This window comes from Thermomonospora sp. CIF 1, assembly GCF_001896795.1.
GTDB lineage: Bacteria > Actinomycetota > Actinomycetes > Streptosporangiales > Streptosporangiaceae > Thermomonospora > Thermomonospora curvata.
In genome coordinates, this window is record NZ_MOYN02000023.1 from 641823 (window position 1) to 655195 (window position 13373).

General features: G+C 72.5%; 13 protein-coding genes. 3 read left to right on the plus strand and 10 right to left on the minus strand.

Annotation, left to right across the window (positions count from 1 at the left end; genetic code table 11):
• Positions 1-3: 3 nt before the first annotated feature.
• From tsaD to BUE48_RS21250, 9 genes are all read right to left on the minus strand, one after another.
• Positions 4-1041 (minus strand): tRNA (adenosine(37)-N6)-threonylcarbamoyltransferase complex transferase subunit TsaD, encoded by a 1038-nt coding sequence (gene tsaD / locus BUE48_RS21210; RefSeq protein ID WP_286990811.1) that lies wholly within the window; start codon positions 1039-1041, stop codon positions 4-6.
• 8 nt (positions 1042-1049) lie between these two features.
• On the minus strand, positions 1050-1538 hold the full coding sequence (rimI, locus tag BUE48_RS21215) for a ribosomal protein S18-alanine N-acetyltransferase (RefSeq protein ID WP_012854572.1): 489 nt from the start codon (positions 1536-1538) through the stop codon (positions 1050-1052).
• Positions 1535-2227, minus strand: a complete 693-nt coding sequence (gene tsaB / locus BUE48_RS21220) for a tRNA (adenosine(37)-N6)-threonylcarbamoyltransferase complex dimerization subunit type 1 TsaB (RefSeq protein WP_286990812.1) — start codon at positions 2225-2227, stop codon at positions 1535-1537. Before tsaB ends, rimI begins: the two co-directional genes overlap by 4 nt.
• Before the next feature lie 57 nt (positions 2228-2284).
• Complete coding sequence (locus tag BUE48_RS21225) at positions 2285-3265, minus strand: hypothetical protein (protein ID WP_286990813.1); 981 nt, start codon at positions 3263-3265, stop codon at positions 2285-2287.
• 341 nt (positions 3266-3606) lie between these two features.
• Positions 3607-4098 (minus strand): tRNA (adenosine(37)-N6)-threonylcarbamoyltransferase complex ATPase subunit type 1 TsaE, encoded by a 492-nt coding sequence (gene tsaE, locus BUE48_RS21230; protein ID WP_012854575.1) that lies wholly within the window; start codon positions 4096-4098, stop codon positions 3607-3609.
• Positions 4099-4396: 298 nt separating this feature from the next.
• Complete coding sequence (locus BUE48_RS21235) at positions 4397-5491, minus strand: alpha/beta fold hydrolase (protein ID WP_012854576.1); 1095 nt, start codon at positions 5489-5491, stop codon at positions 4397-4399.
• A 162-nt stretch (positions 5492-5653) separates the two neighbouring features.
• On the minus strand, positions 5654-6781 hold the full coding sequence (alr, locus tag BUE48_RS21240; protein ID WP_012854577.1) for an alanine racemase: 1128 nt from the start codon (positions 6779-6781) through the stop codon (positions 5654-5656).
• A gap of 84 nt (positions 6782-6865) precedes the next feature.
• Complete coding sequence (locus BUE48_RS21245) at positions 6866-8350, minus strand: NAD(P)H-hydrate dehydratase (protein WP_286990814.1); 1485 nt, start codon at positions 8348-8350, stop codon at positions 6866-6868.
• Positions 8347-8727 carry a holo-ACP synthase gene (locus tag BUE48_RS21250; RefSeq protein WP_012854579.1) on the minus strand — a complete coding sequence of 127 codons (381 nt, stop codon included), beginning with the start codon at positions 8725-8727 and terminating at the stop codon, positions 8347-8349. Before BUE48_RS21250 ends, BUE48_RS21245 begins: the two co-directional genes overlap by 4 nt.
• A 517-nt stretch (positions 8728-9244) precedes the next feature.
• On the opposite strand from BUE48_RS21250, the gene BUE48_RS21255 reads away from it, so the two are divergent.
• The 3 genes from BUE48_RS21255 (at position 9245) to BUE48_RS21265 (ending at position 11028) form a co-directional block, all read left to right on the plus strand.
• Positions 9245-10117: a helix-turn-helix domain-containing protein gene (locus BUE48_RS21255; protein WP_012854580.1), complete on the plus strand. Its 873-nt coding sequence runs from the start codon at positions 9245-9247 to the stop codon at positions 10115-10117.
• Positions 10118-10166: 49 nt separating this feature from the next.
• Positions 10167-10388 (plus strand): DUF397 domain-containing protein, encoded by a 222-nt coding sequence (locus BUE48_RS21260; RefSeq protein ID WP_012854581.1) that lies wholly within the window; start codon positions 10167-10169, stop codon positions 10386-10388.
• Positions 10389-10800: 412 nt separating this feature from the next.
• Complete coding sequence (locus BUE48_RS21265) at positions 10801-11028, plus strand: DUF397 domain-containing protein (RefSeq protein WP_012854582.1); 228 nt, start codon at positions 10801-10803, stop codon at positions 11026-11028.
• Positions 11029-11270: 242 nt separating this feature from the next.
• Here the strand turns inward: BUE48_RS21265 and glmS are convergent, their stop codons facing one another.
• Positions 11271-13094 carry a glutamine--fructose-6-phosphate transaminase (isomerizing) gene (gene glmS, locus BUE48_RS21270; protein WP_286990815.1) on the minus strand — a complete coding sequence of 608 codons (1824 nt, stop codon included), beginning with the start codon at positions 13092-13094 and terminating at the stop codon, positions 11271-11273.
• Positions 13095-13373: the final 279 nt, after the last annotated feature.

Consider the following 13373-nt stretch of genomic DNA (forward strand, 5'->3'; position numbering starts at 1 on the left):
GTCCTACAGCCGGATCGTCTCCACCGGCAGCGCCGAGTCGGCGGGCAGGTCCAGCGCGGAAGGGGCGGCGCCGGCGGCCACCAGCTCGGCCCCCAGCGCGGCCACCATCGCCCCGTTGTCGGTGCACAGCCGCGGCCGCGGCACCCGCAGCCGCACCCCGGCGGCCTCGCAGCGCTCGGCGGCCAGCGCCCGCAGCCGGGAGTTGGCCGCCACCCCGCCGCCGATCAGCAGGTCCCGCACCCCGTGCTCGCGGCAGGCCGCCAGCGCCTTGGCGGTCAGCACGTCCACCACCGCCTCCTGGAAAGAGGCGGCCACATCGGCGACCGGCACCGGCCGCCCCTCCCGCTCGCGCGCCTCCACCCAGCGGGCCACCGCGGTCTTCAGCCCGGAGAAAGAGAAATCGTAGGTGCCGTCGTCGTACTTGCCGCGCGGGAAGGCGATGGCGTCCGGCCTGCCCTCCTTGGCCTTGCGGTCGATCAGCGGGCCGCCGGGAAAACCCATCCCCAGCACCCGGGCGATCTTGTCGAAGGCCTCGCCGGCGGCGTCGTCCACGGTGGCGCCCAGCGGGTGCACCTCGGCGGCCACGTCGGGCACCAGCAGCAGGGACGAGTGCCCGCCGGAGACCAGCATGGCCACGCACGGTTTGGGCAGCGGCCCGTGCTCGAGCTGATCGACGGCGACGTGAGCGGCCAGGTGGTTCACCCCATACAGGGGCTTGCCCAGCGCCAGCGCGTACGCCTTGGCGGCGGCCACCCCGACCATCAGCGCCCCGGCCAGTCCCGGGCCGGCGGTCACCGCGATCGCGTCCACGTCCGAGAAGGCCACTCCGGCCTCCTCCAAAGCCCGTTCCACGGTGGGGCCCATGGCCTCCAGGTGGGCGCGGGAGGCCACCTCGGGCACCACGCCGCCGAAGCGGGCGTGCTCATCCACGCTGGAGGCGACGGCGTCGGCCAGCAGCGTGGTGCCGCGGACGATGCCCACCCCCGTCTCGTCGCAGGACGTCTCGATCCCCAGCACCAACGGCTCGGAGTCGCGGATCACCTGTCTCCTCACTTCGCGAAGCCGACCGGGTGGGCGCCCGCGCCGCCCCGGCGGCGGCGCATGACGATGGCGTCGGTTCCGGACGGCTGGTAGTAGCGTTTGCGGACCCCGATGCGCTCGAACCCGAACCGCTCATACAGGGCCTGGGCGCGGTCGTTGTCGACGCGCACCTCCAAGAAGACCTCCCGGCAGCCGCGCCGCTCGGCCTCGGCCAGCAGCTCGCCCAGCAGCGCCCGGCCCACGCCCCGCCCCTGGCGGTCGGCGCGCACCGCGATGGTCTGCACATCGCCCTGGTCCCCGGCGGCGGCCAGCCCGGCGTAGCCGATGATCTCGCCGGAGTCGTCCTCGGCCACCACGTAGTGCCGGGTGTGCGGCTGGTGGCGCAGCTCATCGCGCAGCATCGACTCGCTCCAGGCGTCCTCGGGGAAGGTCGCCCGTTCCAGTTCCATGACGGCGGGCACGTCCGCCTCCGTCATGGCCCGCAGCGCGACGGTCATCGGGGGGTCACCCGCTTGCGGGGGCCGGGGGTCTTGGCGTCGGGGCGGCGCAGGTACAGCGGCTCGGGCGGCAGCAGCGGCGGCCCGTCCATGCCGGCCAGGCGGGTCACCGCGAGCTCGGCCAGCGCGGCGGCCGACGGCAGCAGCGGCTCGGCGTCGCCGGTGGCGCCCAGCTGGTCGGGGTAGAGCGCGGCGCCCTCGCCGATCACCGGCAGCTCTCCCGGTTCGATGCCCAGCTCGGCCGGCACCGCGGCCGGCGGTCCCACCGCCGGTTCGGTGGTGCGCACCCGCGCCGAGTCATAGCGCGCCCAGTAGACCTCCTTGCGGCGCGCGTCGGTGGCCACCACGAACGGCTTGTCCCGGCCGGAGGCCCAGGCGATGGCGTCCAGGGTGCAGACCCCGTGCACCGGGATCCGCAGCGCCCCGCCCAGTGCCCGCGCGGTCATCAGCCCCACCCGCAGCCCGGTGTAGGGGCCGGGTCCCACTCCCACGACCACGGCGCTGAGCTGGGCGGGGAGCACGCCCGCCTCCGCCAGCACCCCGGCGATCGAGGGGGTCAGCAGCTCCGCGTGACGGCGGGCGTCGACCGCCTCGGCGACGGCGCGCGGCAGCGGTCCCTCCCCGGGGACCCACTCATACAGCGCGACGGTGACCGCCGCGGTCGCGGTGTCGAAAGCCAGGACCAGCACGGCTTCAAAGCCTAGTGCAGCCGCATCAGGCCCCGGCCGGCTTCGCGCCCGCCCCCGTCAGCCGCCGCTGTCCAGCAGCTTCAGGGCGGCCTTGGCGGCCTCGACGGCGCCTTCGATGGCCGGGTCCTCGGCCAGCTCCTTGTCGCCGGTGCTGCCCGAGTAGTGCACGGTGATCAGGGTGTTGCCCTGCCGGACGTTGACGATCGCCTCACCGGAGTTCTGGGTGGAGTCGACCGCGTAGACCGCGTAGGCCTCCTCGCCCACACCCTCGATGGAGCGCTTTTCGGCCAGCCGCTGACCGGTCAGCAGGCCCTTGCCGGACTCGTCGGCGTCCCGCTCGTGCTGGAAGCGGCGGGTGGCCTCCTCCACCGCGTCGTTGCCGCCCGAGGGTGCGATGGCGCGCAGCTCGACGGTCAGCACTCGTTTCTTGCGCCCGGTGTAGACGCCCCACACGCACTGGTTCTGCCGGTCGCTGGCCTGGTAGGTGTCGGACTGGTTGCGGTCGGCGTTGGGGACCAGTTCGTCGGCGAGATCGTCGTCGATCGCCTGGCAGGCGTCGGGGACGAAGGTGCGTTCGCCGGTGCCAGGGGTGCCGGCCGAGGTGGCGGTGCCGCTGTTGGCCACGCCGCCGCTTTCCTGCCCGTCCCCGCCCATGCCCAGCACCAGGAAGACGGCCAGGATGCACACCACCACTCCGGTGGCGGCGCCCAGCAGGACCACGCCCAGCCGGCGGTGCGGCGGCCTGCTGTGCACGATCCGGTGGCTTCCGCTGCCGCCGCGCGGGTAGGAGCCGCTGCGGTAGGAACCGCTGCGCCGCTCGGCGGCGTACGAGCCGCTGTAGGAGCCGCTGCGCCGGCTCGCGGCATAGGAGCCGCTGCCCCGGTCGATCGTGTACTGGCCGCTGTGCCGTTCGGTCGCGTACGAGCCGCTGTAGGAGCCGCTGCGGCCGCTCGCCGCGTACTGGCCGCCGCCCGGCTCGGACGGGTACCCGCCGGTCGCGTAGGGGTCGGGCGAGTACCGGCCGCCCCGTCCGCTCACGGCATACGGGTCGCCGCCCCGGTTGACCGGGTACGGGCCGCTGCCATACCGGCCGTGCTCGTCGCGCAGATGCCCACCGGGCTGAGGACGCCCCGGATACGACGCACCGCGGCCAGGGGGCTCGCCGCCCTCACGCCCGCGGCCGTATCCGCCGCCGGCTCCAGGGGAGCCTTCACCGCCTGCGCGGTAGCTCCCGCTTCGATGGTTCCCACTCACCGGTTCTCACCCCTGGCTTGAGATATGTGTCACGAAGGTGAGGCTCGTACCGGCAAAGAGTAAGCCATATCACCGTAAAGCGGTTCAACGGCGGCAGCAGAAAAAACTTCGGCCTTCTTCGGACGCTACAACCTCTCCGGCAGCTCGGACCACCGGCTGCCAACGCCGGTGACCTTTACCTTCCGCTCCTCGCCGGAGGCGCCGTCGTTAACGATCAACACTTCGAGGCGTTCCTCGGAAAGATCCTCCACAAGCCCTTCGCCCCATTCCACCACCGTCACCGAGTCGGCCAGCGAGGTATCCAGGTCCAGATCGTCCAGCTCGGCGAAGCCGCCCAGCCGGTAGGCGTCCACATGGACCAGGGCCGGGCCGTCGCCGAGCGGAGGATGCACCCGGGCGATGACGAAGGTCGGCGAGGTGATCGCCCCGCGGACCTTCAGCCCTTCGCCGATGCCCTGGGTGAGGGTGGTCTTGCCCGCCCCCAGCCCGCCCGACAGCACCACCAGGTCACCGGCCCGCAGCAGCCCGGCCAGCCGTATTCCCAGCTCACGCATGTCGTCGGCGGTGGGCACGGACACGGTCACCGGCCCGCTCACCGCCTCCTTCGGCTCGCTCATGTGCGCTTCGTCTTCTCCATCCGCTCACCCGTGTCCCGGCCCGCCCGCCGCGCCGGGACATGCGGCTTTCGCCCGCCGGCGGCCGGCCCGCGCGCTTTCAGCCTAGGCCGCTTCGCGGCCTTTTCTTCCGGGGCCGAATCCCGGTTCGGGACGAGCCATGCGCCCCCTCCGGCGAACCGAGCCTTTTTCAGCACGCCGTCTCCGCGGGCCGAGACGAGGACGTCGCAGCCGGCAGCGGACACCACCCCGGCTCCCGCCCCCGGTGTCCTGGGCCATGTGCGGAAAAAGGTTCACCGGGTCAGGCCGACCGTTCGGCGGCGAGCGGGCGGACCCGTTCGATCAGGCGACGCAGTGCTCCGGTCACCACTCCGGGGTATTCCAGCAGCAGCACATGCCCGGCCTCCGCCACCTCGACCAATTCGCAATCCGGCAGCGCCTCGGCCAGCCGGCGGCCGTGCGAGGCCGGGGTCAGATGATCGCGTCCGCCGACCATCACCAGCGCGGGCACCTTGCCGATCGTGGCGAGGGCCGCGCTCTTGTCATGGGACATCAGCGCCGGGTGGAACTCGGCGATCACATCGATGGGGGTCGCCCGAATCATCTTTTCCAGGAAATCCACCACCGAAGGGCTGATGTATTTGTCGGCGAAAGCCGTGCGGCGGGTCACCATGAACGCCAGGTCGGCGCCGAGCTCCCGGCCCCGTTCCACCAGGCGGGGACGGCGTCCCAGCCCCTGCAGCACCGGCGAGGCCAGCGGCTGCACCAGCCTGGCCACCGCCAGCGGCAGGCCGAGTGTCATCTCCGTCAGCCGCCCGTCGGAGGTGTTGATCAGCGCCACCCCCACGACCTGCCCGCCATTGAACAGCTCAGGGTGCCGGTCGGCCAGCGCCATGATCGACATGCCGCCCATGGAGTGCCCCACCAGCACCACCGGCTCGTTGGGGGCGGTCACGGCGCGCAGCACCGCGTGCAGGTCCTCGCCGGTCTGGTCGATGGTGGCGTGCGCGGGCCGGCTGCGTCCGGACCGGCCGTGGCTGCGCTGGTCCCAGAACACCAGCCGCAGCGGCGGCGTGCCGCCGGCGGAGCCGCTGCGGCCCAGGTCGCGCCGCTGGTAGTGCCACACGTCCTGGTTGAGCGTGTAGCCGTGGCAGAACACCACGGTCAGCTCGGCGCCCTCGCCGGGCCGCTCGTCGATCTCCACGTGCAGCGGCACCCCGTCGTCGGCCGGCACGGTCAGCGGCCGGCCGCGCAGCTGCCCGAACGGCTCACCGGCCTCCGGGTCGGGGTCGAAGCGGCGGCGGCCGACGATGAAATGGCGCAGGCCGACCGCCGCGCCGAGCCCGGCGGCGCCGAGCCCGGCCAGGCCGAGCCGGCGTTTGCTCCTGCTATCCATGCGCGGTCCCTCCAGGCGGCCAAGCCTCTTTCACCTCACCGTCCGCGCAGGTCGGGAAAGGGTCCGCCGAACCCTTGGCAACACGCCGTCCGCGCAGGCCGGCACCGGGAACGCCGCCCGGGCTCCCGTCCCCGGCGGCGCGGGCCACGTGCTGCAAAAGGTTCACTGCCACCTCGCCCCCGAATAGACCCGGGGCACCCGCGTCCCGATCCGCGTGACGATCTCGTAGCTGATCGTGCCGAGCGCCTGCGCCCACTCCTGGGCGGTGGGCTCGCCGTGATCGCCGGGGCCGAACAGCAGCACCTCCTCCCCGGGGGAGGCCGTATCGTCGCCGAGGTCGATCACGAACTGGTCCATGCAGACCCGGCCGGCGATCCGGCGGCGCCGCCCGCCCGCCAGCACCTCCAGCAGGCTGGAGCCGTGCCGGGGCACGCCGTCGCCGTACCCGGCGGCCACCAGCCCCAGCGTGGTCTCCCGCTCGGTCACATAGGTGTGGCCGTAGGACACGCCGCTGCCGGCGGGCACCCGCTTGACCGCGGCCAGCTCGGCGACCAGCGTCATCGCCGGGCGCAGCCCGAAGGTCCCCATCTGGGGAACGGGGGTCAGCCCATAGATCGCGATGCCCGGCCGGACCAGGTCGTAGCGGGCCTCGGGCAGCGTCAGCGTCGCCGCCGAGTTGGACAGGTGCCGCACCTGCGGGCGCACCCCGGCCTTCTCGGCGTACTCGACGGCCTCCTTGAAGACGGCCAGCTGCCGGGCGATCGAGGGATGCCCTGGCTCGTCGGCGCAGGCCAGGTGGGACATCACCCCCACCACGCGCAGGTGCCCGGCGGCCTGGGCGGCCAGCGCCGCCTCCACCGTGGCCGGCCAGTCGGCCATGGTGGCGCCGCCGCGCGACATGCCGGTGTCGGCCTTCAGGTGCACCCGGGCGGGCCGTCCGGCGCGCTCGGCCGCCTCGGCGAGCCGGCGGGCCTGCCAGCCCGAGCCCGCGGTCAGGTCCACCCCCGCGGCCACCGCCTCCTCGAACGGCTCACCGCGGGTGGCCATCACCACCAGCACCGGGACGGTGATCCCGGCGGCGCGCAGCCGCAGCGCCTCGGCCACCCGGGCGACGCCGAGCCAGCCGGCCCCGCCCTCCAGCGCCGCGCGCGCCGCCTCCACCAGGCCGTGCCCGTACCCTTCGGCCTTGACCATGGCCATGGTCTCGGCCCCGCCCGCCCGCTCGCGCAGCAGCGCCACGTTGGCGCGGATGGCATCCAGGTCCACCCGTGCCTGTACCGGCTCCCTCATGCCACCCAAGTCTGCCGTCCCCCGACCGTCGCCGCCGGGCGCTCGCGGCTTTCCACCCCGCGGAGCGTCCCGTAAAAGAGCAGGTCAAGACAGGGTACGGAAAGCGTCGGGCAAGGCGGTAACGACATCGTGGGCGCCGATGGGCGCCTGGCCGGTGCGCGCGCCGGGCCCGGCGGCCGAGGCGGCCAGCCGTCCGGCCAGGCCGTGCAGGTAGGCGCCGGCCGTGGCGGCCTCCAGGGCGGTCATGCCGCCCGCCAGCAGCGCCCCGATCAGGCCGGAGAGCACATCCCCGGTGCCGGCGGTGGCCAGCCAGGGGGTGCCGGTGGGATTGACCCGCACCGGCCGGTCCTGCTCGGCGATCAGCGTGGTGGAGCCCTTGAGCAGCACCGTGGCCGACAGCTCGGCCGCCGCCCGCCGCACGTGCTCCAGCCGCCGCGCCTCGATCTCCTCCCGGCGGGCGTCCCGTCCCAGCAGCCTGGCCAGCTCCCCGGCGTGCGGGGTCAAGACGGTGGGGGCCTGGCGGCGCAGCAGGTCGCGGCGGCGGGCCAGCACGGTCAGGCCGTCGGCGTCCACCAGCACCGGCAGCTCGGTCCGCAGCACCGCCTCCACCAGCGCCTCGGCGCCCCGGTCGGTGCCCAGCCCGGGGCCGACCACCCACGCCTGGACCCGGCCCACCTTCTCCAGTGCCGCGGGGGTGCGTTCGATGATCGTGGTGACGGCCTCCGGCCAGCGCTGCCGGACCAGTTCCACCGGGCGCGGCACGGAGGCGAAGCGCACCATGCCGGCCCCGCCGCGCACCGCCCCGCCCACGCACAGCACCGCGGCGCCGGTGTAGCGCTCGCTGCCGGCCACGATGCCCACCACACCGCGCCGGTACTTGTCGGATTCGGGGGACGGCAGCGGGATGCGCAGGTCCTCGGGCCAGACCGCGACGACGTCGGGGTCGGGCAGGTCGGCGCCCAGCCCGATGTCGATCAGCTCGACGGTGCCGCAGCGGGCGGCGCCGGGGTCGATGAGCAGGCCGGGTTTGCAGGTCCCGAACGTCACGGTCACATCGGCGCGGACGGCCGCCCCGTCCACCCGTCCGGTCCCGGCGTCCACGCCGCTGGGCACGTCGCAGGCCACCACGATCGCGTCGGTGTCCTCGGTGAGGCGGGCCAGCGCGGCATACGGTTCGCGCAGCGCGCCCGTGCCGCCGATGCCGGTCAGCCCGTCGATCACCAGATCGGCGTGCCGGACGGCCGGTTCGGCCCGGCCGGCCGGCAGCACCCGCCCGCCGGCCTCGCGCAGCGCGGCCAGTCCCTGCGGGTGCGCCTTGGAACCGGCCAGCACGGCCTCCACGCGGGCGCCGCGGCGGGCCAGGCGGGCCCCGGCGTACAGGGCGTCGCCGCCGTTGTCGCCGCCGCCGACCAGCAGCACCACGTGTGCGCCGTACACCCGCGGCAGCAGCCGGCAGCAGACGGCGGCCAGCCCGGCCGCGGCCCGCTGCATCAGCGTGCCCTCCGGCAGGCGGGCCATCAGGGCCTGTTCGGCCGCCCGGACCTTGCCGACCTCATGCGCGTATCTCATGCTTCCCCACCGTGCCGGACTTCCCGCACCGCCTCGGCGATCACGATGGCGGTGGCGATGCCCCCGTCGTGGCTGAGCGAGACGTGCCAGCGGCCGACGCCGAGCCGGTGGGCGGCGGCGGCCACGGTGTCCCGGACGTGGAGGGTGGGCCGGCCGTCGGGGGCCCGGCGGATCTCCGCGTCCGTCCACCGCAGCCCGCCGGGCGCGCCGAGCGCCTTGGCCAGCGCCTCCTTGGCGGCGAACCGGGCGGCCAGTGAGCGCACCGCCATCGGCTGCTCGGCCTCGGTGAACAACCGGGCCCGCAGCCCGGGAGTGCGCCGCAGCGACTGCTCGAACCGGGCGATGTCGACGACGTCGATGCCCACACCCACGATCACTTACCCAAGACTGCCATGCATCCGTCCGGCCGGTGGGCGGTCCGGCCGAGCCGGCCGGAAAACCGGACAGCGGGCCCGCCGGCGTCCGGCAAAGCACACGGCGCCCCGCAATACCATCAATATGGAGATAACGCCTGGACGGTCACATCACTCTCTTTTTCGCGCAGCCCCCTTTTTTTGCTCTGAGCAATCACACATGACGACAATGATGTACTGTCGGCACCATTAACGCCTTTTCGCCGGCTCGCCGCCCGGACCTACGGCCGGCCGCCCCGGCCAGGTCACGCGCCCCGGCAGCGCGCATCCGTAGCGCCGCTACGGGGCCGGGCGCCGGGCGGCCGGCGGATGCCCGGCGGATAAAGACGCATTCCAATGAACGGTCATGGCAAGGCCGGGCGGTGGTGTAGGGTAACGCTGCAATATGCACCGCTTGATGCAAGCTTGATAGCAGGTGCGCCCGGCGCAGACCCCCACCTGAGTGTGGAACAGCACCATTGCCCGACGGACGGAGGCAGCGATGGCGACGTCGCGGACCCCCACCGTCCGCCAACGACGGCTGGGGGCGGAGTTGCGCCGCCTGCGCGAGGAGCGGAACCTGACCGGTGACGGGGTCGCCGAGACCCTCGGCTGGTCGCCGTCCAAGGTGAGCCGGATCGAAAACGCCCGGATCGGGGCGCGCGTCTCCGACGTGCGGCTGATGCTGGAGCTGTACCAGGTCGACCCGGCGCACCAGCGGGAGGTGCTGGCGCTGGCCGAGGAGGCCGGCCAGCGGGGCTGGTGGGCCCAGTACCCCGACCTGCCGCCCGAGTACGCGGCCTTCATCGCCCTGGAGGACGAGGCCGACGCGGCGCTGCAGTGCGAGAGCCAGGTGATACCGGGGCTGCTGCAGACCGAGGAGTACGCCCGGCATGTGATCCAGGGCTGGAACGCGATCGCCACGCTTCCCCCGCAGGCCCTGGAGCGCCGGGTGGAGGTGCGGATGCGGCGGCAGCGGCTGCTGACCCGCCCCAACCCGCTGCGGCTGTCGGTGGTGCTGGACGAATCGGTGCTGCTCCGGCGGGTCGGCGACCGGTCCACCATGTACGCCCAACTCAACCGGTTGCTGGAATTGGCCGCGCTGCCCAATGTGGACCTTCGCGTGCTTCCCCTCGACGGCCCGCATCAGCCGATCGTGGGCGAATCGTTCATTCTTTTGGAATTCTCTCCGGCATACGATGTGACTTTCCCGGACGTGGTGCACACCGAAAGTCTCACCGCCACGCAGTCCCAACACGAGTCGGTCACCCATAGTTACCGGCTGGCATGGGATAGTCTTGCACACCAGACTCTCGGGAGCGAAGAATCGCTGGAGCGAATCTTCCAAATCGCCCGGGAGCGGTGGCGGGTCTGACCGCCTTCTGGGCAGCACATCAGGTAACGATCCGAAAAGGATGGCACGCGTGAAAAGCGCTTTCTCCTTTCATTTCCCGGCGGCCTCCTGGCGACGGGGCTCGGCCTGCCACGCCAACAACACCTGCGTGGAGGTGGCCCGGCTGACCGCCGACTGCCTGGGCACCCGCGACAGCAAGCAGGGTGAGCACAGCCCCGTGCTGCGCTTCACCCCTCAGCAGTGGCGGGCCTTCGCCGAACAGGTCAAGGCCGGGGCCTTCGACCTGGCCTGATCCCCATCGCAGGCGGCCGGGCACGCGAGCCGGGAAGATCACCGGCTCACATTCTCCGGCGATCGTGTGACATACGAAAACACTGATGCCACAGAGAATGGGCCACGGATCTTCCCGGTCTCGCTCGCATCGCCACCGTCCGGCGCCGAAACTCCGCCCAAGCCGTTTCCCGAGCGGCCGGGCAACCTGCGGCGCGGCTTGTATTTCCCCGCGCCGCCGCCATCCTCGCATCGCTTCCGGTTCCGTTTGAGAACGCGCCGAGTGGGATACTTCAACGGCTTACGACACATTCTCCGGCGCGTGCCCCTGTTACCGTCCTGACAGTTCGAAATCGACCATTCCAGGCATTTCGAAAATATCGGGCGCCGCTGGGGCGTCTCGCCGGTACCGGATGAAAAGAGGTGGCAACCTGATGCCTGTGCAGTCCTCGTCCTGGAGGAAGAGCACCCACTGCGGCCCCAACCAGGCCTGCGTGGAGGCCGCCAGACTCGCCACGCACGTGGCCGTGCGCGACGGCAAGCGCTCCGACGGCCCGGTGCTCCGGCTCTCCCCGGCGGGCTGGCTGGCCCTGCTGTCCAGCGTCAGGGCCGGTGACCTGCCCGGCGAGAACTCCCCGTCCGCCGCACCGGACCGGCCCTAGCAGGTGAGGGGACCTCCCTCCTCCGCCCGACGCCAGGCGGAGGAGCCCCGCTCCACCCCCGCCTGCCTCCCGCCGGCCGGACGCCGCGGCCGAAGCTCACCGAACCTTCTTCAACGCGCCCTCTCCGCGGGTCGAGACGAGGGCCTCGCGGTCAGAGGCGATGCCGTGACCTGCACCGTCGCGGCACCGGAGACCACCCGGGCTCCCGTCCCCGGTGCCTTGGGCCACGTGCTGAAAAAAGGTCACTCCACCGTCACGGACTTGGCCAGGTTGCGAGGCTGGTCCACATCGTGCCCCTTGGCGCTGGCCAGCTCGCAGGAGAACACCTGCAGCGGCACCGTCGCCACCAGCGGCTGCAGCAGAGTGGGCACCGCCGGCACCCGGATCACGGTGTCGGAGTAGGGCACCACCGACTCGTCCCCCTCCTCGGCGATCACGATGGTGCGGGCGCCCCGGGCGCGGATCTCCTGGATGTTGGAGACGATCTTGTCGTGCAGCACCGCGCGGGCCCGCGGCGGCACCACCACCACGACCGGCAACCCCTCTTCGATCAGCGCGATCGGGCCGTGCTTGAGCTCACCGGCGGCGAAGCCCTCGGCGTGCATGTAGGCCAGCTCCTTGAGCTTGAGCGCGCCCTCCAACGCCACCGGGTAGCCCACGTGGCGGCCCAGGAACAGCACGCAGCGCTCGTTCGCCAGGGAGCGGGCCAGCTCGCGGACCGGCTCCATGGTCTCCAGCACCCGCTCGACCTTCTCCGGCATGGTGGCCAGCAGCTGCACCATGGCGAAGACCTCATCGCCCCACTTGGTGCCCCGCACCTGCGCCAGGTAGAGGGCGATCAGGTAGACCGCCACCAGCTGGGTCAGGAACGTCTTGGTGGCCGCCACCCCCACCTCGGGGCCGGCGTGGGTGTAGAGCACCCCGTCGCACTCGCGCGGAATCGTCGAGCCGTTGACGTTGCAGATGCTGAGCACCCTGGCGTGCTGCTCGCGGGCGTGCCGCACCGCCATCAGGGTGTCCATCGTCTCCCCGGACTGGGAGATCGCGATGACCAGGGTGGTGCGGGTCAGGATCGGGTCCCGGTAGCGGAACTCGCTGGCCAGCTCCACCTCGCACGGCAGCCCGGCCCAGTGCTCGATGGCGTACTTGGCGATCAGCCCGGCGTGGTAGGCGGTGCCGCAGGCCACGATGATGATCTTGTCGATCTCGCGCAGCTGCTCATCGGAGATGCGCATCTCATCCAGGGTCAGCCGCCCGTCGGTGCCGATGCGGCCCAGCAGGGTGTTGGCCACCGCACGCGGCTGCTCGGCGATCTCCTTGAGCATGAAGTACTCATAGCCGCCCTTCTCGGCGGCGGTCACGTCCCAGTCGACGTGGTACTCGCGCACCTCGGCGGGCTTGCCGTCGAAGTCGGTGACGGTCACCCCCTCGCGGCGCAGCTCCACCACCTGGTCCTGGGTGTGGGCGATGAACGCGGCCACATCGCTGGCCAGGAAGTTCTCCCCCTGGCCGACGCCCACCACCAGCGGCGAGTTGCGGCGCGCGCCCACCACCACGTCCGGGTCGTCGGCGTTCACCGCCACCAGGGTGAAGGCGCCCTCCAGGCGGCGGCAGACCCGGCGCATCGCCTCGGCCAGGGCCGGGGTGACGCGCAGCTCCTCCTCCAGCAGGTGGGCGACCACCTCGGTGTCGGTGTCGGAGGCCAGGGTGTGGCCGCGCTCGGTCAGCTCGGCGCGCAGCGCGGCGAAGTTCTCGATGATGCCGTTGTGGATGACGGCCACCTTGCCCGTGCAGTCCAGGTGCGGATGAGCGTTGTGGTCGGTGGGCGCCCCGTGGGTGGCCCAGCGGGTGTGCCCCATCCCGACCGTTCCCTCGGGGGTCGGCTCCTCCTCCAGCGCCTTGCGCAGGTTGCCCAGCTTGCCCGCCCGCTTGGCGGTGACCACCGCCCCGTCGCTCAGGATGGCCACGCCGCTGGAGTCATACCCCCGGTACTCCAGCCTCGCCAACCCCTCGACCACCACGTCCAACGCCGACTTTGAGCCAACGTAGCCCACGATTCCGCACATGACGGCCACACTACCCAGCCGTCGGGTCGCCGCTGTATCCCTGGCCGCCCAGGGGGCCGAACCTTTTTCAACACCTGGCCCAAGACGCCGGGGAGGCGGGCCCCGCCGGCGTCCGGTACCGCGGCCTCCCAGGTCACGGCATCGTCCCCGGCTGCGACGCCTCCGTCTCGACTCGCGGGGACGGGGTGCTGGAAAAGGCCCACGGCGCAGCCGTCTGGAAAATCACTCCGAAGGGAATCTCCTGATGATCGCGGTAATCGTCGACAAGTAACGGATCAT